The 21400-nt window shown below is 57.1% G+C and carries 17 protein-coding genes; 7 read left to right on the top strand and 10 right to left on the bottom strand.

Translation table 11 applies throughout. The annotated features are described in order from the left end of the window. Positions 1-5: 5 nt before the first annotated feature. From FVV99_RS10020 to FVV99_RS10005, 4 genes are read left to right on the top strand one after another with little or no spacing between them, the layout of a single operon-like run. The gene (locus FVV99_RS10020; RefSeq protein ID WP_236645365.1) at positions 6-1796 is read left to right on the top strand and encodes an extracellular solute-binding protein; all 1791 of its coding nucleotides are present in this window, start codon (positions 6-8) and stop codon (positions 1794-1796) included. Between the two features lie 54 nt (positions 1797-1850). Beyond that, positions 1851-2891, top strand: a complete 1041-nt coding sequence (locus FVV99_RS10015) for a microcin C ABC transporter permease YejB (protein ID WP_407921346.1) — start codon at positions 1851-1853, stop codon at positions 2889-2891. A gap of 5 nt (positions 2892-2896) precedes the next feature. Further along, positions 2897-3991 carry an ABC transporter permease gene (locus tag FVV99_RS10010; RefSeq protein WP_148253936.1) on the top strand — a complete coding sequence of 365 codons (1095 nt, stop codon included), beginning with the start codon at positions 2897-2899 and terminating at the stop codon, positions 3989-3991. Then, entirely contained in the window at positions 3981-5570 is a 1590-nt protein-coding gene (locus FVV99_RS10005) for an ABC transporter ATP-binding protein (RefSeq protein WP_148253935.1), read from the top strand. The genes FVV99_RS10010 and FVV99_RS10005 overlap by 11 nt, the downstream gene beginning before the upstream one ends. A 70-nt stretch (positions 5571-5640) precedes the next feature. On the opposite strand, the gene FVV99_RS10000 is transcribed toward FVV99_RS10005, so the two are convergent. Continuing rightward, the gene (locus tag FVV99_RS10000; protein ID WP_148253934.1) at positions 5641-6342 is read right to left on the bottom strand and encodes a pseudouridine synthase; all 702 of its coding nucleotides are present in this window, start codon (positions 6340-6342) and stop codon (positions 5641-5643) included. Then, a complete protein-coding gene (locus tag FVV99_RS09995; RefSeq protein ID WP_148253933.1) occupies positions 6342-7145 on the bottom strand; it encodes an amidohydrolase in 804 nt (267 codons plus the stop codon). The genes FVV99_RS10000 and FVV99_RS09995 overlap by 1 nt, the downstream gene beginning before the upstream one ends. A 142-nt stretch (positions 7146-7287) precedes the next feature. Between FVV99_RS09995 and rarD the strand changes: the two genes are divergently transcribed. After that, positions 7288-8211: an EamA family transporter RarD gene (rarD, locus tag FVV99_RS09990; RefSeq protein ID WP_148253932.1), complete on the top strand. Its 924-nt coding sequence runs from the start codon at positions 7288-7290 to the stop codon at positions 8209-8211. Here rarD and FVV99_RS09985 read toward each other — a convergent pair. The 3 genes from FVV99_RS09985 to FVV99_RS09975 form a co-directional block, all read right to left on the bottom strand. Then, positions 8208-9284, bottom strand: coding sequence for a hypothetical protein (locus tag FVV99_RS09985; protein WP_148253931.1), 1077 nt, complete (start codon positions 9282-9284; stop codon positions 8208-8210). The two genes, rarD and FVV99_RS09985, sit on opposite strands and share 4 nt — an antisense overlap. A 410-nt stretch (positions 9285-9694) precedes the next feature. Next, positions 9695-11191 carry a CoA-acylating methylmalonate-semialdehyde dehydrogenase gene (locus FVV99_RS09980; RefSeq protein WP_148253930.1) on the bottom strand — a complete coding sequence of 499 codons (1497 nt, stop codon included), beginning with the start codon at positions 11189-11191 and terminating at the stop codon, positions 9695-9697. Positions 11192-11240: 49 nt separating this feature from the next. Then, on the bottom strand, positions 11241-12587 hold the full coding sequence (locus FVV99_RS09975; RefSeq protein WP_330860328.1) for an aspartate aminotransferase family protein: 1347 nt from the start codon (positions 12585-12587) through the stop codon (positions 11241-11243). A 219-nt stretch (positions 12588-12806) separates the two neighbouring features. On the opposite strand from FVV99_RS09975, the gene FVV99_RS09970 reads away from it, so the two are divergent. Continuing rightward, entirely contained in the window at positions 12807-14537 is a 1731-nt protein-coding gene (locus FVV99_RS09970; RefSeq protein WP_148253928.1) for a SulP family inorganic anion transporter, read from the top strand. 4 nt (positions 14538-14541) lie between these two features. Here the strand turns inward: FVV99_RS09970 and lhgO are convergent, their stop codons facing one another. After that, positions 14542-15741 carry an L-2-hydroxyglutarate oxidase gene (lhgO, locus tag FVV99_RS09965; protein WP_148253927.1) on the bottom strand — a complete coding sequence of 400 codons (1200 nt, stop codon included), beginning with the start codon at positions 15739-15741 and terminating at the stop codon, positions 14542-14544. Positions 15742-15894: 153 nt separating this feature from the next. Between lhgO and csiR the strand changes: the two genes are divergently transcribed. Then, on the top strand, positions 15895-16623 hold the full coding sequence (gene csiR / locus FVV99_RS09960; RefSeq protein ID WP_148253926.1) for a DNA-binding transcriptional regulator CsiR: 729 nt from the start codon (positions 15895-15897) through the stop codon (positions 16621-16623). A gap of 26 nt (positions 16624-16649) precedes the next feature. Here the strand turns inward: csiR and FVV99_RS09955 are convergent, their stop codons facing one another. From FVV99_RS09955 to FVV99_RS09940, 4 genes are all read right to left on the bottom strand, one after another. Next, entirely contained in the window at positions 16650-17582 is a 933-nt protein-coding gene (locus FVV99_RS09955; RefSeq protein ID WP_148253925.1) for a 5-oxoprolinase subunit C family protein, read from the bottom strand. Beyond that, on the bottom strand, positions 17579-18304 hold the full coding sequence (locus FVV99_RS09950; protein WP_236645364.1) for a 5-oxoprolinase subunit B family protein: 726 nt from the start codon (positions 18302-18304) through the stop codon (positions 17579-17581). The genes FVV99_RS09955 and FVV99_RS09950 overlap by 4 nt, the downstream gene beginning before the upstream one ends. A gap of 119 nt (positions 18305-18423) precedes the next feature. Further along, positions 18424-20241: a protein kinase domain-containing protein gene (locus FVV99_RS09945; protein ID WP_148253923.1), complete on the bottom strand. Its 1818-nt coding sequence runs from the start codon at positions 20239-20241 to the stop codon at positions 18424-18426. 6 nt (positions 20242-20247) lie between these two features. After that, on the bottom strand, positions 20248-21384 hold the full coding sequence (locus tag FVV99_RS09940) for a 2-oxo acid dehydrogenase subunit E2 (protein WP_148253922.1): 1137 nt from the start codon (positions 21382-21384) through the stop codon (positions 20248-20250). Positions 21385-21400: the final 16 nt, after the last annotated feature.

The raw sequence follows: 21400 nt of genomic DNA, 5'->3' as shown, positions 1-21400 counted from the left end.
GTCTGATGCTTCTACCGTCGCCCTTGCTGGCGGAGTCGGTGGACGACGTTGAAACCGTACATGGTCTAGCACTCTATGATGACCCTGCGCTACCGGCCGATTTCGACCACTTCCCGCATGTCGACCCTGAGGCCCCGAAGGGGGGTCGATTGCGCCGTGCTGCAACCGGTAGTTACGACTCCACCAACCCATTCATCATCAGAGGTACCCCTGCCACTGGGTTGACCCAGACATACGATACCCTGCTGACCACCAACCCCGATGAACCATTTTCGATGTACGGCCTGATTGCAGAAGGGATTCGGCTGGACCCTGACCGCCGGTGGATGGAGTTCGATATACGCCCCGACGCTCGTTTTCATGATGGAGAACCCATCACTGCCGATGATGTCGTCTTCAGCCTGAACACCCTGGTCAAGCAGGGTCGACCTTTCTACGCCTCCTATTATGCCGACGTCACCAACGTTGCAGCTCTCGATGAGCGAACCGTGCGTTTCGAGTTCGCAGAAGACAATTCCCGCGAACTGCCGTTGATCCTTGGCCAGCTTCCCATTCTCCCTGCCCATTTCTGGAAAGATCGTGAATTCAGTAGTACGACTCTCGACAAGCTCCTGGGATCGGGGCCCTATCGTATCGACGAGATAGATCCTGGACGTCGTATCAGTTATCGCCGTGTCGAAGATTATTGGGGGCGGGACCTGCCCGTCAACAAAGGGCGCTACAATATCGATCACTTGATCTACGACTATTACCGCGATCAGACAGTCGCCCTGGAAGCGTTCAAGGCCGGCAACCTTGATATGCGCATGGAATCAAGCGCACGCCTGTGGGCAACGGCCTATGAATTTCCTGCCGCTGAGGAAGGATTCGTCGAGCGCCTGACCCTTCCCGATGGGCAGCCAGCCGGCATGCAGGCATACATTCTGAACCTTCGACGCGAACAGTTTCAGGATCGACGGGTACGTGAAGCATTGAACCTGGCGTTCAATTTTCCATGGCTCAACGACAACCTGTTCTACGGCGCCTACGAGCGAACTCACAGTTTCTTCGAAAACTCGGAAATGGCCGCCGAAGGACTGCCCAGCAAAGAGGAACTGGCTTTGCTGACCCCTCATCGGGACTCATTGCCAAAAGAGGTCTTTACCCGTCGCCTACCTGTCGACCACCCGTCAGATCGTCGCGAGCGGCTCAAAGAGGCCTACGAGCTGTTACTGGAGGCAGGCTATGAAGTGCGTGATGGCATCATGGTCGACAGTGACACTGGCACCCCTTTGACGGTTGAGGTGCTACTCTACGACAGCCAGTTCGAGCGTGTGGTACAACCCTGGCTGCACAATATGGATAGATTAGGCATCCAGGGCCGTATACGGTTGGTCGACGTCAATCAGTACCTCAGCCGTTTGCGCGATTTCGATTTCGATATCATCGTTGGCAGCTTTCCCCAGTCGACCAATCCCGGCAACGAACAGCGCGAGTTCTGGACGAGCCCTTATGCCGACCAACCACGCAGCCGTAATCTGATAGGCCTACGCGATCCGGTTATCGACACGTTAGTCGAACAACTGATCCGCGCCGACTCTCGTGAGGCACTCGACACCGCAGCTCGGGCGCTCGACCGTGTCTTGCGCTGGGGGTTTTACGTCGTCCCGCAGTGGCATTTGGCCGGTACACGCGTGGCCATGTGGGACAAATTCGACTGGCCTGAACCGTTCCCTAGATACCAACAGGATATGGATGCCTGGTGGGTCGATCCCGACCAGGCGCAAGCTGTTCGCGAACGCCAGCGTAACGAATAACAACAAGCCTCAGGAGCGACCGTGGGTGCTTACGTAGTCCGCCGACTGTTACTGATGATTCCGACATTGCTGGGCATCCTGCTGCTCAATTTCGTCATTGTGCAGGCTGCTCCCGGCGGCCCCATCGATCAAATGCTCGCGCGTTTCGAAGGCATGCAGGATACATCCAGCACTCGGCTCGACAGCGGAGGTGGCGACGCTGTCTCATCTGGCCAGTCACGGGGCGCCCGTGGTGTCGAAGAGCGCTTCATACAGCAGTTGGAACAGCAGTTCGGCTTCGATCGTCCCGCCCACGAGCGCTTCATCACCATGGTGGTCAATTACGCACAGTTCGACTTCGGCGAAAGTTTCTTTCGCGATCGTGAAGTGATCGATTTGATGGTCGACCGATTGCCGGTCTCGATCTCACTAGGACTCTGGACGACCCTCCTCGTTTACCTGATCTCGATTCCACTCGGGGTTCGCAAGGCTCTCCATCACGGCTCACGCTTCGATGTGTGGTCATCCGGGCTGGTCATCGTCGGTTATGCCATTCCCGGCTTTCTGTTCGCCATTCTCCTGATCGTTCTATTCGCCGGTGGCAGCTATTTCGAGCTATTCCCGCTACGCGGACTCACGTCGCCCAATTTCAACGAACTTTCCATGCTCGGCAAGGTCAAGGATTACTTCTGGCATATCACCTTGCCCGTAATCGCATCGGCTATCGGGAGCTTCGCCACGCTCACCATGCTGACAAAGAACAGCTTCCTGGATGAGATTCACAAGCAGTACGTACTGACCGCTCGAGCCAAAGGGGCCGATGATCATCGGGTACTCTACGGTCATGTGTTTCGTAATGCCATGTTGATCATCATTGCCGGCCTTCCCTCGGCTCTGATCGGCATTTTCTTTACCGGTTCTCTGCTCATCGAAGTGATCTTTTCCCTCGACGGCTTGGGATTGCTTGGCTTCGAGGCCGTCATGCAACGAGATTACCCCGTTATCTTTGGTACGCTCTTTCTTTACACGCTGATCGGCCTGGTGCTCAAGCTAATCTCGGATCTGACGTATGTCTGGGTCGATCCTCGCATCGATTTCGAGACTCGGGAGTCCTGATGGCCATGTTTCATCGCCTTGCGGCTCGGTTATCCCCTATCTCGCAACGACGCTTGACGGTCTTTCGCCACAACCGTCGCGCCTATGTCTCGCTGTGGATCTTCGGCATCCTGTTTCTGCTCAGCCTGTGTGCCGAATTGATCGCTAACGACAAACCGCTGATCATGACGTATCAGGATCAATGGTATGCGCCGGTCCTGATAGATTACCCGGAGACCGAGTTCGGCGGGTTCCTGCCCACGCCGACCGACTACCACGATCCGGTAATACGCGAAAGGCTCGCATCGGAAGGCTGGGCACTATGGCCACCGATCCCCTACTCCTATCAGACCCTGGACATGGAACTCGGTCGTCCCTCTCCTTCGCCTCCGGATAGCCGACACTGGCTGGGCACCGATGACCAAGGGAGAGATGTACTGGCACGCGTGATTTACGGGTTTCGCCTATCGGTCATCTTCGCGCTGGTACTGACGATCGGCTCGCTTGTCATGGGCGTCGTCATTGGCGGCATCCAAGGCTATTTCGGCGGTAAGATTGATTTAATAGGACAGCGTCTGACCGAAATATGGTCGGGTCTTCCCGTACTCTTTCTGCTCATTATCCTTGCCAGTCTCGTCGAGCCCAACCTGTGGTGGTTATTGGGCATCATGCTCCTGTTTTCATGGCTGGGCATCGTCGACGTCGTCAGGGCGGAGTTCCTCAGGGCACGCAACCTGGAGTACGTGCGTGCGGCCAAAGCGCTGGGGCTACCGTCACGACTGATCATGTGGCGTCATGTCCTTCCCAATGCCATGGTAGCCACCATGACGTTCATTCCCTTTCTGTTTACCGGCGCCATAACTACCCTGACAGCCCTCGATTTCCTGGGGTTCGGGTTACCTCCGGGATCGCCCTCGCTAGGCGAACTCGTCGCTCAAGGCAAGAGCAACCTCCAAGCACCCTGGCTAGGCATTACGGCCTTCCTCAGCCTGTCCATCATGCTTTCACTACTGGTCTTCATTGGTGAAGGCCTGCGCGATGCCTTTGATCCCCGCCATATTCAGGCAACCAATACATCACCGACCACCAACCACTCTCAGAGAGTCACTCATGCATCCTGACGCCTTGTTGCGACTCGAGGAATTTTCGGTCCGCTTCGATGGCATCTCCGTCGTCGACCGTCTATCACTGGAGATCCGTCGGGGAGAAACCCTGGCTCTGGTTGGTGAATCCGGTTCCGGAAAATCCGTCAGCGCGCTGGGAGCGATGAATCTGCTACCCCCCAACGCCGACATCGTGGGCGGCCGCTGGCTTGAAGACGTCGATCTATCGCATTTACCCGCCAAGGCATGGTACGGGATCAGAGGGTCGCGCGTCGGTTTCGTGTTCCAGGAACCCATGACCTCGCTCAATCCGCTACACACGGTCTCGAAGCAGATTGGAGAGTCGCTGCGACTGCACCAAGGACTTGGCGGCCAAGCCGCACGCAAGCGTGCGAGAGAACTGCTGGAGCAGGTCCAGTTGCCGCGCCCTGACGAACTGCTCGATGCCTGGCCCCATCAACTGTCCGGAGGCCAGCGTCAACGCGTCATGATAGCCATGGCCATCGCCAACGAACCGGATCTGTTGATCGCAGACGAGCCAACCACGGCGCTGGATGTCACTGTCCAGCAAGAGATCCTGGCATTACTTGCCGAACTCAGAGATGACCAAGGCATGGGCATGCTATTCATTACGCATGACCTCAATCTGGTACGCCGTCATGCCGACCGTGTCTGTGTCATGCAGCAGGGCCGTGTTGAGGAAACGGGGACTGTGACTGAGGTCTTTACCTCGCCCAGCAGCGAATACACTCACACATTGCTGGCCGCGGAACCCAGCGGTAACCCCACTCCCCTTGACGATGCCAAGACGTTACTGCGAACACAGCAACTCAGTGTCAGTTTCTCTCGCCCCAAACGACTCTTCTCACGTCGCCCCCCTCCTTTCATTGCCGTTCAGCCTTTGACGATGACCGTGGCAAAGGGGGAAACACTAGGAATCGTCGGAGAATCCGGCTCCGGCAAAACGACGCTTGCCCAAGCACTGTTGCGCCTCGTACCCAGTCAAGGCGAGATAAATTTCGATGGGCAGCGCCTCGATCGACTGACCGGTAATGCCCTGCGACGACAACGGAGCCGATTTCAGGTCGTTTTCCAGGACCCTTATGGTTCCTTATCGCCCCGTCTCCCCGTTTCATCGATCATCAGCGAGGGGCTGCGATTCCACTTTCCTGAGCTCGATGATCGAGAAGTGGAACGACGAGTCGTTGCCACCCTGCAAGAAGTCGGTCTACCCACGGATTGTGCCGCTCGATACCCTCACGAGTTTTCGGGTGGTCAGCGCCAACGCATTGCCGTGGCAAGAGCCATTATTCTCGAACCGGAGCTCATCGTTCTCGATGAGCCGACATCGGCACTGGACCGAACCGTACAGAAGCATCTGGTCGAACTGCTGCGAGAGTTGCAGGCTCGTCGCGGGCTAAGCTATCTATTCATCAGTCATGACCTGAGCGTCGTGAGGGCCATGGCCCATCGTGTGATCGTGCTCAAAGATGGTAGTATCGTCGAAGAAGGTGGCTGCGAACGGGTCCTGAATGCCCCTCGACACCCCTATACGAAACGACTCATCAACGCTGCTCGCCCTGTTCACCTTGCATGACCCGTCATGTCCGTGAAAAGAGGTTAATCAGTGAGTTTCGAAGCGCAGAAGAGATAACGGTATAAATACATCAAAAACACTGAATCTCGTCCGGACGCAGCATTCGGCATTCGCCCGGGGCCAGTCCGGGATCCAACTGGACGGGACCAATCGACTCCCGATGCAGCGTTTCAACCCGATTGCCAATAGCAGCGAACATCCGACGCACTTGATGATACTTGCCCTCATGAATCGTCAAGCGAGCATCACGGGGCGTCAGCATATGCAATTCGGCAGGTCGTGTGGGCTTGCTGTCACCTTTCAGAAGAAGTCCGTCGGCAAACGACTGCATGGCTTTTTCGGCTGCGCGCCCTTCCACAGGCTCTGCCAATGTCGCGCGATATACCTTGGCGCTTGCATGTCGAGGCGACGTGACGCGATGTGACCATTGCCCATCATCGGTAAGAAATACCAGGCCTGTCGTTTCTACATCCAGGCGTCCGGCAGGATGCAAACGTTCGGCATTGGGCAGATCGATCAAATCATGCAATGTCGGATAATGCGACGAGTGCGACGTACACTCCACACCCGTAGGCTTGTTCATCATCAGATACCTGGGGCCGGTCAGAACCAGCGACTGCCCAAGCCAGTTCACGTCACTCGTCTCATCGACATGCGTTGAAGGGTCCTTGACAACCTCCCCATCGACACGTACTTCCTCTCGACGCACAGCCCGCTTGGCGAGACTGCGTGTCAAGTCCGCGGTTTCACATAGATACTTGTCCAGTCGCATCAGACTTCCACCGTAAAACGGTCGGCATCCATCCAGGCGGGAAACTTTTCCCGGAATCGGGCCAACGATTGGCTATCGATCACGCCAGTGCGAATGAATGGCGTATCGCGCGGTTCATCGATCAGCGGCTCTCCTTTGAAATCGACCAGCATCGAGTCGCCGGCGTAGGATAGGCCTTTGGCATCTTCACCAACCCGATTCACGCCAATGGTATAGCATGCATTCTCGATAGCGCGAGCTTGCAAGAGCGTCCTCCAGGGATGCCGACGAGGCGCCGGCCAATTGGCAACGCACAGCAGTGCGTCGTATTCGAAGCCATCATGTTCGCCGGGCTGCTGACGAAGCCACACGGGAAAACGCAGGTCATAGCAGACCGTCAGCAGCAAGCGTATTCCTTTGTACTCGACGACAACACGATCACGTCCCATGCCATAGCGTTCATGTTCCCCCGCCATGCGAAACAGGTGGCGCTTGTCATAGTGAGCGATATCCCCATTCGGCCAGGCCCAGATCAAGCGATTGAAATAGCTCGCGTGGTCCTTGATGGCCAAGCTGCCCGTCATGACACACCCTCGTCGTTGTGCTTGCTCTCGCATCCATGCGAGTGCTTCGCTCTCTTCCATCGACTGAGCCATCTCGCGCGAATTCATGGTAAAGCCGGTCGCAAACATTTCAGGCAGAACGATGAGATCGGTTTCGGCCTCGCCAATGTCGCCCAGCTGTTCGGCAAGTCGTTGGCAATTCGTCGCAGGATCTTCCCAGCGCAGGTCACACTGCACCAGTGTCGTTCGTAACTCACTCATACGATCATTTTCCTCCCATGGACGACTGCCTCCAGCCTAAACCAGTCACCTCCAGAGCGCAGCCCGAGTCCAGCCGAAGAACCCTGCACACGCACTCAAGGAGTAATATGGTATATTAGCCACTTTTGATAGCGAGGGTATCATGGCTGTCTCGTCACCCCCTACGCCCGACAGGACGGCAATGGCTGGTGTCGGATATGGACTCACCGCCTATCTGATGTGGGGCTGTTTTCCGCTTTTCTTCGCACTGTTCGAAGGGCTTCCCGCCTGGGAGGTCTTGATCCATCGGGTGCTGTGGTCATGCGTGTTTCTCGCTGTCCTGATCACGCTACTCAGGCGGTGGACGCCAGTGACTACCGCCCTGTCCCGCCCTCATCGGCTTGGACGCGTACTCGCATGCGCCTTGCTGATCGGGTTGAACTGGGGCATTTACATCTACGCTGTCGAAAGCCGCCAGGTCTTTCAGGCAAGCCTCGGTTATTTCCTGACCCCCTTGGTCAATGTCGCGTTGGGCATGCTGGTACTGCGTGAACGCATGACGCTTCTACAAGGCATCGCGGTCGGGCTGGCGACAGTGGCGATTGCCATTCAACTGATCGGGTTCGATCAACTCCCCTGGATCACACTCACACTAGCGATTTCATTCGGTACCTACGGTCTTTTGCGTAAGCAAGTGCCATTGGACGGGTTATCGGGGTTGTTCGTGGAAACATTGCTGATTTTCCCACTCGCTCTATTGGCCATCAGTTGGCTGACATCCTCAGGAGCCTCTCATTTCATGGATGACAGCACTACCACGGCATTGCTCATTGCCAGCGGTGTCATCACTGCGCTGCCGCTCATGGCTTTTGCCGGTGCCGCTCGTCGCCTGAGGCTGGCAACCCTCGGCTTTCTCATGTATCTCAATCCGACGATCCAGTTCTTCATTGCTCTGGTGATATTTCAGGAACCCCTATCCAGCGCTCAACTCGGCACCTTCGTTTTGATCTGGATCGGTTTGGCACTCTATTCATGGTCCGCATGGCAGGGTCGGCCCCAACATGCCAAACCACGGTTTCGGGATTAGCCATTGTCCGAAAAGTGCCTAGCGCCAAGGTCCTGTGGTCCTGCTGCATTCCGAGAGGCACCGGCCTCAGTCTTGCCGTCCGGCATGGAAAGCAGGTAATTGAGAACATCATCCAGCACCTGCATCGTTGGTATCGTCCCCTGCCAGAGCGCGACACCTTCCTCGGCACGCAGACTTTCCCGGTAGAGTCTGGCCTGAGTGTCGCCGGAACGCTCGGCCAGATCCAGCACTCCCATGGAGGTCAAGCCTTCCCCATCGATTCCAGGCAACATGATCTGGCAGTGATGAACCCCCTCGGCATTGATGGCAAAACGATACTCGCGTTGTCGCAGGCGCCATTCACTCAATCGCAGCCGACTGATATATCGGACCCGAGCGACACGTACATCGCCGCATAGCACCTGGTCGACTATGCGCCCATTGATACGTCGTTCGCGGCTGGCGGCATTGAGAGCCGGATACAGGAAACCGCGCCGTTGAACCATCCAGTCCAGGCCCCTGGCGACAGGCACACCTCGACCGGGGATCACTGTCAGTTCGCGTCGAGACATGGCGTTCTTGACGGTCCCCTCGCGCAGCTGGCATACGGCGGCAATCTCACGCGCATTGAGATATCCGGGGTTGCTCAGAAACAACCGCTGAGACCTGGCCACTTCCGCTCCCCATTGAGGTTCGAGTTTCAAGCGTACCGCGCCCAGCGCAAGCATGTGTTCCAGCCGTTGCAGTGGCCCGACCGGTCCATGATCGCTCTCCAGCCCCCTCAAGAAGGCCACTAACGCCACAAAATCCCGGCATTCACAAGCGCCATCACCCTGCCATCGGGTCAATGTCGACTCACCGAGCACTAACGATCGCCATCGCTGAGCTTGTTCCTTCAAGTGCATCAAACACAAGGCATCATCGGCTGTCATGGCACCGGAATGACGCAATAACGATTGCAGCGGAGCGGCAACGAAACGACTTGCCGTCTCAAGATCCTCGGCCACCACAGACTCAGTCAACAACTCGTCGAGCTGACGCCCCAACAACTCCGCTTGCAGCCCCGTTGCCGAAGTCTCAATTTCATGCGACATGCACGCTCCATGAAAGCCGATTATCCCTGAACGGACGGTTCTATTTGCTGAAAATGACTTAATAATACTTAACGGCAAAAATAGAGCGTTCTTGAACTAAAAACATCAAAAAGTCACCGAAAAGCGCAAAACGGCACAATGTTGTGCTCATGGCATAGCATGACGCTACATTCCCGAAGTCTTACCAGACGTCTCGGGCGTACCAGGATGAGGACAGTGATCGCATCGCATATTCGACAGAGGATGCTATGATGGTAAACCTATATATGACGCCCTCACGTCAGGCGCCATGTGTTCCGACTAATGCGCAAGAGACCGGCCATTACCGCAAAATGGGCTCAGGCCATTGGCTGCGTCGATTGAAGACGCAGCCGGAGGGATCGAACGTGATGGGGGGAGCCACAACGCGGCTACTGCCCTCCCGACGGAAAATGGAATTCCGCCTGACTGGTCTCGAACGGTGAAGGCCAGCGCTGAGAGACAGCCTTGCGCCGAGTGTAGAAACGTACCGCATCCGGTCCATAGGCATGTAAATCGCCAAACAACGACCGCTTCCAGCCTCCGAAACTGTGATAGGCGACGGGAACCGGCAAGGGCACATTGATACCCACCATGCCGACTTCAATGCTATCAGCGAAGCGACGCGAAGCTTCCCCATCACGCGTGAAGAGACAGGTTCCATTACCGAATTCATGCGCGTTGATCAACTCGATAGCGGCATCCAGGCTTGCGACGCGAACCACGCACAGCACCGGCCCAAAGATCTCTTCGCGATAGATGCGCATATCGGGCGTTACCCGGTCGAACAGGCAGCCACCAATGAAGAAACCATCCTCCAGTCCCGACACCTTGAGCTCACGGCCATCGGCGACCAATTCAGCACCGGCTGCCACACCGTCACCAATATATTCCAGCACCTTGTCACGGTGTTCCGCGGTCACCAGAGGTCCCATATCGAGCCCTGTATCGGTGCCTGCACCGATCTTCAGTCCGGCAATCTTGGGCTTGAGTGTTTCGACCAGCCGGTCAGCCGTCTCGTCGCCAACGCAAACGGCAACGGAAATCGCCATGCAGCGCTCGCCACAACTGCCATATGCGGCGCCCATCAATGTATTGGCAGCATTCTCGATATCGGCATCGGGCAGGAGCACGGCATGATTCTTCGCTCCCCCGAGCGCCTGAACGCGCTTGCCATTGCTGCACCCTCGGGAGTAGATCGTTTCGGCAATCGGAGTAGACCCCACGAACGACAACGCTTTCACATCGGGGGCATCAAGCAGGGTTTCCACTGCTTCCCGGCTGCCATGGACCACATTGATCACCCCCCGAGGCGCGCCCGCTTCTTCAAGTAGCGCCGCGATGGCCAGTGCAGATGTCGGATCCTTCTCCGATGGCTTGAGAATGAAGGTGTTCCCGCAGGCAATCGCCATCGGATACATCCACAGAGGAACCATGGCAGGGAAGTTGAACGGCGTGATGCCGGCAACCACCCCCAAGGGCTGAAAGTTTGACCAGGCATCGATAGCGGGCCCGACATTATGCGAATACTCCCCTTTCAACAATTCGGGGACGCCACAGGCATACTCGACGTTCTCGATGCCCCGCTTGAGTTCTCCCAGCGCATCTTCGACCGTTTTGCCATGCTCTTCGCTGATCAACTGGACCAGCCGGTCGGCATGCTGTTCCAGCAATTGCTTGAAACGATACATGACTTGAGCACGCTTGGCCGGAGGCGTATCTCGCCATGCCGGATAAGCCGCCTTGGCTGCGGCAATTGCCTGTTCGACGGTGGCTGCGTCGGCGTCCGCCACTTGCCGAATCACCTTGCCTGTCGACGGATTGGAAACATCCAGCGTACGGCCTCCGTCGATAGACTCCCCGCCGATGAGATGAGAAATCGATTCCATCAAACGCTCCTGATATTAGTAGGTTGAAACATACCGGTCGGTCGAGCGATCAAGGCAGTTGATCCAGCGTCGTCGCTACGGCATCGAAAAGCCGCTCGAGCTCCGCTTCGGTACTGGCAAACGGCGGGCCGAACTGCAAGGTGTCGCCACCATAGCGTACATAGAACCCCGCTTCCCAAAGAGCCACCGCCGCATCACGAGGCCTGATTGTGGGATCGCCATCACGTGGCGCCAACTGCAAGGCGCCAGCCAAGCCGCAATTTCGGATGTCGACGATATGAGGACGCCCCTTGAGCGCATGCAATTTGTCTTCAAAGACGGGAGCGATCGCACGGACCTGAGCAGGAAAGTCTTCACGTTCGAACAATTCAAGCGCAGCCAGCCCAGCGGCACACGCCACGGGATGGGCACTGTACGTATAGCCGTGCGGGAATTCGATCACGTGCCTCGGGCTCTCGGCATGCATGAATGCATCAAAGATCTCATGCGAAGCGATGACCGCCCCCATCGGCACGGCCCCATTGGTCAACTGCTTGGCGACATTCATGATGTCCGGCGTTACTCCGAACGCCGAGGCGCCGGTATTCGCTCCACAGCGTCCGAAACCGGTAATGACCTCGTCGAAGATCAGCAGGATATCGTGCTGGTCGCAAATGGCGCGCAAGCGCTGCAAATACCCCTGAGGCGGTACGATGACTCCGGCCGATCCCGACATCGGCTCGACCAGGACGGCGGCGATATTGGAGGCATCATGCAAGGCAATCTGATCGAGCAGAGCATCGGCCAGATCCGCCCCGCTATCCGCTTGTCCACGTGTAAAGGCCTGGTCAGTCTGAAGCGTGTGGGGCAAATGAGTGACGTCCATCAATTGCCCATAATGCTTACGGTTGGCGCCGATCCCCCCCAAGCTGGTACCGCCGACGTTCACGCCATGATAGCCCTTGGCTCGCCCGATAAGACGGGTTTTTTCCGGCTTGCCTTTGAGTCGCCAGTAAGCCTTGGCCATCTTCACCGAGGTATCGGCCGCTTCAGAGCCGGAATTGGTGAAGAAGACATGATCCAACCCCGCCGGAGTCAGACTGGCAACCTTCTCCGCCAACTCGAAGGCCAGAGGGTGACCCACCTGGAAGCCTGGAGCGAAGTCCAGACGACCGAGTTGGCTGGCCACGGCCTGTTGAATCTCCTGACGATTATGGCCGGCACCACAGGTCCATAGACCAGACAGGGAGTCGAACAACCGCCGCCCGTGCCGGTCGATGAGATAGCGTCCTTCCGCTTCAGCGACCATCCTGGGATGGTCCCGAAAGTCTCGATTTGCCGTAAAGGGCATCCAATAGGCGGTACTCGATGCCAACTCGACATCGTTCATTGCTTCGACAGAGGATGTCGATGGCATTTCGAAAGGACTCATGAGCACTCCTGTCGTCATTGACGATGATCATCTTGTTCGTCGACTTAGCATGGTCCCCTCAATGAGTTCATAAAAGGTATAATTACCAACACTCACGTTAGACTTTGCTGACGTATTACATTGGACGACCGCGGTCATCCCTCAAAATCGTGCGCATGATCAGGTAGGCTTGCACCTCACGATCAGCACAATTCAGAGCCCACCATGCTCAAGCGTTACTTACCGATACTGCAGTGGCTTCCCCACTACAACCGTCATACCTTGATCGACGATACGCTGGCCGCCTTCGTCGTTACTCTGATGATCATCCCCCAGGCATTGGCATATGCCCTGCTTGCCGGCCTTCCTGCCGTTGTCGGGCTTTACGCCAGCATTCTGCCATTGATCGTGTATACCGTCTTCGGTACCAGTCGCACGCTTGCCATCGGCCCGATGGCGTTGATTTCGCTGATGACTGCCGCCGCGTTGTCGAAAGTCGCACCACCAGGCAGCGAGGCATATATCGATGCCGCCATTACCTTGACCTTGATGGTCGGTATCTTGTTGACATTGATGGGGGCACTACGGCTGGGATTTTTTGCCAATTTCCTCAGTCACCCCGTGATTTCCGGACTATTGAGCGCATCCGGCGTGCTGATCGCCGCCAGCCAGATGGCCAATATGGCGGGCTTGCCCAACGCAGGCTTCACCCTGACACAGCAGTTGGCCAACCTCTGGCGTCACATCGATGCCCTGCATCCACTGACGCTCGCCATCGGTTTCATGTCACTGGGTCTGTTGCTAGCGATACGGCGCTCGGGTCCGTTACTGCAGCGTAGCGGTCTTTCAGCCGCACGCGCCCGGTTCTTGATCAAGATGGGGCCGATCCTGGTTGTGGCTCTCGCTACCTGGATCTGCTGGCTTGGAGAGCTAGCCGGTCGAGGCGTCGCCGTGGTGGGCCATGTGCCAAGTCACCTGCCGCCTTTGGGGTTGCCGTCGACGGATAGCGATATATGGCGTTCCTTATTGGTGCCGGCCCTGCTGATCAGTGTTGTCGGTTTCATCGAATCCATTGCCTTGGCGCAGATGCTGGCGGCCAAGCGTCGCGAAAGTATTTCACCCGACCAGGAGTTGATCGGGTTGGGAACGTCGAACATTGCATCGGCTCTGTCGTCGGGCATGCCGGTCATAGGCAGTCTGTCTCGCACCATGGTGAATTTCAGTGCCGGAGCCCGGACCCCTGCGGCTGGCGCCATATCGGGGATCAGTGTCGCCTTGATCACGTTATTTCTGACCCCCCTTATCAAGTACCTGCCCACTGCCACGTTGGCAGCTATCATCATTGCCTCATCGATCACCTTGATCGATACCGGCACCATACGCAGAACGTGGCGTTACTCGCGTAGCGACTCCGCAGCAATGGGCGCTACCATCGTGCTGACTCTGATCGAAGGGGTGGAAATCGGGATAATGGCAGGCGTGACATTATCGATCGCTCTTTTCCTTTACCGCACCAGCCGTCCTCACAGCGCTCTGGTAGGACGACTGCCGGGTACGGAGCATTTTCGCAATATCGATCGCCACGACGTGGAAAGCGATAGTCATCTGGCGCTACTACGCATCGACGAAAGTCTGTATTTCGCCAATGCGCGTTATCTGGAAGATACCGTCTACGACCTGGTTACCCGGCATCCGGAAATCGAGCATGTCGTATTGATCTGCTCGGCCATCAACCTGATCGATGCGTCGGCGCTGGAAAGCCTCGACGCCATCAATGCGCGCCTGAACGATTCCCACGTCACTCTCCATCTCGCCGAGGTCAAGGGCCCCGTAATGGACCGTCTCAAGTCCAGCGAGTTTCTCGACGAACTGACCGGCCGCGTGTTCCTGAGTACTTATGGCGCCTGGAAGACACTGAGTCGCAATGACGGCGCTCCACAACATTCAGGAGATTGAGCGACTACGCCTCTTCAACCTGTGATTTCACCTTGTCGACGATATAACGCCCGATCGGTAACGCCGATGTCGCCGCAGGTGATGGTGCATTGCATACGTTCACTGTACGGCGCGTATTGACGAAGAGAAAATCATCGATCAACTTTCCTTCACGCGATACGGCCTGGGCACGTACACCTGCAGGGTAGGATCCCAGGTCCTGCAAGGTCAGACTCGGACAATATTTTCGCACATCGTCGAGATACCCCTTCTTGAAGAACGAGTTCTTCATTTCCGTCAGTCCCGGGCGCCAGTATGCCGAACACACTTTAAGAATCCCGGGATCGGAGAACATGGTCGCCATGTCCCGCAGTGACACATCTCGCTTGCGGTAGCCTTCGCGTTTGAGCGCCATGACGGCATTGGGCCCGACAGTGACACTACCATCGATCATGCGTGTCAGATGCACGCCAAGAAACGGCATGCTGGGATCGGGAATGGGGTATATGAGGTGGCTCACGATATCACTGCGCTCGGGCGGCAAGCGATAATACTCGCCGCGAAACGGACAGATCGTGAACTTGGGATCCTTGCCCAGCAATTTCACCAGGCGATCCGCCATCAAACCGGCGCAGGCGATCATATAGCGGCCGACGAACTCACCGCGTGAGGTCTTGACGACCACCTCACCAATGCGTTCTTCCAGGCCGATGACTGCCGTCGACAGCTTGATTTCCCCGCCTCGACGCTCGAACTCTTCTGCCATCGCCTGCGCCACGCGACGGTAGTCGACAATGCCGCTCGAGGGAACGAAAATTGCCCCCATCCCCGTGATGGCAGGCTCGCGTTCGCTCAACTCATCCGCCGACACCCATTCACGTTCCAGACCGTTAGCCGCCGTACGCTCCCATAACGAACGCATGCGCTCCATCTCTCGCTCATTGGTTGCGACCAGCATCTTGCCGCATTCCTCGAACGCGATGTCGTGCTGACGGCAGAACGCCTTGGTCAAGCGATTGCCTTCCCGACAGAAACGTGCCTTGAGACTGCCCGGTGCATAATAGACGCCCGCGTGAATGACGCCGCTGTTATGGCCCGATTGGTGATGCGCCAACTCGTTTTCTTTATCGAGCACCACGATGCGATGCCCCGGATAATCTTCAGCGAGTTGCATGGCGGTCGAAAGACCTAGTATACCGCCACCGATGATGATGAAATCGTACACAGGCACCTCTGTGAATTCTTGTCCATTATCAGGACAGCCAAGCGACTCAAGGATACCGCTCGCCACCCGGCGACTATGCTCGCTATAATTCCCTGATTCTAGAATATCGATGATCGAGGACAATGTCCGCCGTTCCAAGGAAACGATGAATCAATGGATATGCCACCACGCCAGAATCTCGGCATCAGCGCCTACCAGCGTTTGAAGCGTGACATCATCCGTGGTGTCTTTTCTCCCGGCGAAAAATTGCTGATGAGTCGACTGAAGAGCCGCTACGAACTGGGCGTTGGCCCTTTGCGCGAGGCCCTGTCCCAGTTGGTGGCAGAACGTCTGGTCATCGCCATCAGCCAACGCGGCTACCGGGTAGCGCCCGTATCGGTGGCCGAACTGGAAGACATCTACGATGCCCGGGCCGAGCTGGAGGCCATGATGCTACGTCTGGCGATCGAACGGGGCGACGATAGCTGGGAAGCCGATATACTCGCCAAGTCGCATACCCTGAACAAGGTCGTTGAAGTCCATAGTGCCGATGATGCGCTCGATGTCTGGGATAGCAGGCACAAGGCGTTCCATGCCGCACTGGTAGCAGGATGCGGGTCCGATCATTTGCTTCGCGCTCGCGCCGGTCTCTTCGACCAGGCAGAACGATACCGTCACCTATGGCTGCAGGAAACGGTATTCTCGGCACAGGCGCTCGAGGAAAAACGCCGACAGCACAATGCCCTTGTCAAGGTCGTACTGGACAGGCATAGCGAACGAGCCAGCGACATGATGCGCGATCACTTGCTAACGCCATTACCCATCATCACCGATGTCCTCAAACGGCGTGGGCTGATAGCCCAAGCACGTCGGGCCGAAGGAGGGGTCGAGAGCCCCGGGTGATTCCAGGTCATTGCGTCGCTACCGGTTCACACTGAAAACTGTTGCCGAAACGCTCGATATGACTGCTGAGCCTGACTCAGCGCGGTAGCCCGCAAACGAACCGTCTGTCCGGGCTGACACTGTGCCAGACGCGAGCAGGCCAGCGGCGTCAACGTGCCCAAGCGTGGATAACCGCCGATCGTCTGTCGATCATTGAGCAGGACGATCGGCTGACCATCGGGAGGAACCTGGACGGCACCCAGCGCGATGCCCTCCGAGATCATCGATGCCACCTGGCAGCGCAACACGTCTCCTGCCAGTCTCACGCCCATACGGTCGGCACGATCGTCGACCCGCCATTCGTTGTTGAACGCCCTATACAGACTCACTCCCGTGAAATCGGCAATCTGCGCCCCAGGCACCATGGCCAGAGATACCGGCTGACGGTAATCAATACGTTCCGCCGCGGGTTGTTCGTGCTTGCCACCACTCGCGACGGCACAGGAATCGGTGAATAGCAAGCGAGCCCCATCGTCCAGTGACCGTCCGAAGCCATCATGGCCTCCCAAACCATCGCGCATCACGCATGCAACACTCCCGAGTACCGGCTCGGCAACGAATCCGCCTGCCACGGCTAGATAGGCACGAATGCCATTGATTGGCGACTGGAACGTCAAACGCTGTCCTTCCTTTGCCAGGAATGCACTCCCCGGCTGGAGAGGCGTTCCTTCCAGGTGAGCGTCAAGATCCGCGCCAGCAATCGCCAACATGGCATCCTGTTCGACCACCATGGTCAGGTTACCCAGCACCACCTCCAGTGCCGGCGTATTCCATGGATTACCAAGCAGGTGATTACTCCACGCCCAGCCATGTAAATCGGCGGGGCCACCTTGAGTCGCTCCCAGCCGACGCACTCCGAAACGACCAGCATCCTGGAGTGTCGCCAACGGACCGGCACGCTCTACTCGCAGACCACTCATGCCCCCTCCGCGGTCCGGGTTTCCGTTACGGGACGCACATCGCCACCCAGTTCAACGAATGTATCACGGTCGATCGCCACAAAGCGTACCCGATCTCCGACTTGCAACAGGCTGAAGCCGTCTCTATGGCGGTCAAAAAGCGTGACCGGAGTGCGCCCGATCAGATTCCATCCTCCTGGCGACAGGCTGGGATAGGCAGCCGTCTGACGTTCCGCCACGGCCACACTACCCGCAGGCACACGTTGACGAGGTGTCGTCAACCTCGGCACCACCAGGCGTTCATCAAGTCGTCCCATGAAGGCATAACCAGGCGCGAACCCAAGGGCGAAGACACGATAGTCACGCGCTTGATGAATCGCGATGACATCGTCGCGCTCCAGCCCACTGACAGACGCCAGGCGAGTCAGCTCCGGGCCCACGGACTCGTCATACCAAACGGGGACTTCCTTGAACGATGTCTCTGCCGCTTGTTCATCGGGCACGAGCCGGTTCAATACGTTCAATAAGCAGTCTTTTGCTTCGCTGGCGTCATACTGCAACGGATCGTAGTGAATCAGCACGGTTGTGTAGGAAGGCACCAAGTCGATCAAGGCACTGCCGAATGCTGCCTCGCACTCCCGGCACAAGGCAGTCAACCAGGGCATGTTGGTTTCATCTATCGTCTCGAACAACCTGACAAGCCAGGCATCGATACCGGCATTTTCCAGGCGGGGTAATGTCACTGGGTCGTCTCCATCTGCGTGACGGGCCAAACGGTACTGTCGATGGCCACTGCCATCGTCACATGATCTTATGCCGACCTCGCCGAGGGCAACCCGGGAAATTCCGGCGATGCTCGTCATTACTGGGCACGCGGGTTGCGCGGATAGAACCGCTCCGGTAGACGTTCGATGTGAGAAAAAAATTTCGTATCCTTGTAGGGCATCTTCATATATCCCGATACCCCCAGCCCTTCGATGCGATCGATCGCCTCCAGAATCCCGTCGAGGCAATCACGAAACTCTGCCTCACGGGACGGATCGAGCAACCGATAATAACTGTGAATCTTGAGGTGAGTCGGCAGCGCCTCGAAAATGATCATGCCGGTATGATGAATGTGATTCAAAGCGTCCAGCCGCGTCATGATCCGTGGAGGAAGGACCAACGACTCCTCGGGGTCCGGTCCATCCTCGAAATACGAGTGTTCCCGTGACCGATTCTCCAGTTCCGGCACATCGCTGACTTCATAGGGTAGCCGCATATCGGATGGCGGAAGGAACGGCTGATTCGGCGAATCACGATCAATGTGCAGCGTGTCTCTGGCATTGAACAGACAACTCTTGAAAATACCTTGTCGGTAAATCGACCTGGCCAATGTGACCACATTGTTCACGGCCACGACAAAGGCGGGCCTCGATGACGGGTCGTACAGGTTCAACGAGGTATCGAGATAAACGCCTTCGGGTTCCCAGCGCACGGCTAGGCCACCGACGACAGGGTATTGTCCTAACCGACTGACCGCCGCCAGAAATGCCTTTTCAGTATCGCCCATGCCCTGCATGAAATTCTTGTAATAACGATCCAGTTGGATGTCGTTGACCTCACTGTGGGAAGGCGCGCCCCCCTCTTCACGCAGGAAGGCCTTCCGTGAACTATAAACCACGGTATCGATGTCCCGAGCCAGGGATCGCCCCCATACCGGTACCAATGGCGTCTCGAGCGGCTCAGGCCGATCGAGGACCACTGTTCTTGACATACGGGGCATCGCAGCGAGGAAATAATCGCCTGCCTGCCGACGTGTCCCCGCATCGGCAGCCAGCATGCCATCCAGAACTCGTGCAAATTCCCTGGGCAACCCCAGGGATGTGGCGGGCATTGCCTTGCAGCCAAAACGACATGACTGCCCCGATGCCAATGCATAGAGCGTTGCGGCTGCCCCCTGCTCATCGAAACGCGGTGACGATAGAGCTCCCTCGAGCTGCTCCTGACCGATGAAGTAGACATCCCCCAAGCGGGCATTGCTCTGCTGTAGATTGTCCGACATCAATTCCATGACATTCGGCGACACGAACTGCAATTCGGCATCCAACTGTGCGAAGACCGATGCTCCCCAATCGATCAATGCCACGACCTCGCGCTCCGGGTCGAAGACCAGATTGGAAGGTTTGATATCCCCATGGACGACAGGTCGTCCTGCCGGACCGCTGTCTCGACGCAAATAGCGCAAGATATCCGCCAGTTGGTTTGCAATACGCAGAACGAGTCGGGGCGGGAAACGTCCCCAGGCGAGGGACACGTCTTCGAGATTGCTGCCCGGAGCACGCTCCATGACCAACATCGATTGCTGTCGCACGCGTTGAAAATCGATCAGACGCGGAATGCAAGGATGTGCCACCTGATCCAGCATGAACGCTTCTTCTTCCAGACGATCCTGGATATGCCGGGGCAAGGTAATACGAGTGAACTTGAAGACATGGTCGAGAGAGGTAGCAGTACGTCCCGCAAAGACGAAACCATAGGCTCCTTTACCGATCAGCTCGACATCACGGTACCCCAATTGGCCGAGTTGACGCCGGCAAAGCTCGATCCAATCCTTGAGCTTCTTGGCATCACGGTGGCTCAGCAGATAAATCGACTGTTCTTCCGGAATATAGAACTGCTGCAATGACGGCGCCGTCATAACGGCTTATCCCATGTGGAGCAACATGCTGTCAGGCGTTTCCAGATAGCCTTTCCATTCATTGCAGAAGCGCGCCATATGGCCACCGTCCAGGACACGATGATCTCCGGACCAATTCACGGTCATGAGTGCGCGTGCCACAACGTTTCCTGCGGCATCGAAACGCGGCAGCCATTGGATCTTGCCGATCGCCACGATAGCGACTTCCGGGGAGTTGATGATCGGCACGGCATGGGTGCCACCCAGCACGCCAATGTTCGAGATAGTAATAGAGCCCCCTTGCAGATCCGCCTGACCGATGCGCCCCTCGCGCGCCTCTCGAGTCAGACGAGAGACTTCCCGAGCAATCTCCAGAATCGTGAGCTGCTCCGTATGCTTGACGTTGGGAACGATCAAGCCCGCCTCGCTATCGACTGCCATGCCAATATGGCAGCCAGACGGGTAGTGGATCGCCGTCATGTCGTCATTGAGACGACTATTGATCAATGGGTGGGTCTGTACCGCCAACGCCAACGCTTTCATGAACAAGGGCATCAACGTCAAACGCACCCCAACCTGTTCCGCCCTCGGTTTGAGTCGCTCGTGGAGTGCCAGCAAATCCGTGACATCGACATCGTCACTATAACCGAAATGCGGCACCGTCTGCGCCGACTCGCTCATCCTTCTGGCCATGACCGCACGGGCCCCTCTCAACGGTTCGACGCGCCCCTCATTGACCGTAGAGTGATCGGTCGCGGCACTATCCGATTCGATGTGTGCCAGAACATCCTCCTTGAGCACCCTTCCCTCCTTGCCGGAGCCGGAGATCGATCCGAGATCAACACCATGTTCACGGACCAGCCGTCGAACGGCCGGACTGGCAGGTGGGCGTGGAGGTCTCGACGGAGGCGGCGCATCGAGTGTTTCGCTGTCTCCCTGCCAGGCGAACAAAGGAGTATGCACCTTGGCCACCTCTCCTTCCCGATAGTAAAGCCTGGTCACACGTCCCTTGGCAGTCGACGGAATCTCGACTAACGCCTTGTCGGTCATGACCTCAACGACCGGCTGGTCTTCCTCGATACAATCCCCTTCAGCGACCAGCCATTTGACCACCTCGCACTCGACGATGCCTTCGCCTATATCGGGCAGAATGAACTCGCTCATCATGGACCTCCGTCCT

It is taken from the genome of Aidingimonas lacisalsi (assembly GCF_008079445.1).
GTDB classification, from domain to species: Bacteria; Pseudomonadota; Gammaproteobacteria; order Pseudomonadales; family Halomonadaceae; genus Aidingimonas; species Aidingimonas lacisalsi.
This window is presented reverse-complemented; position numbering and strand designations above follow the sequence as displayed.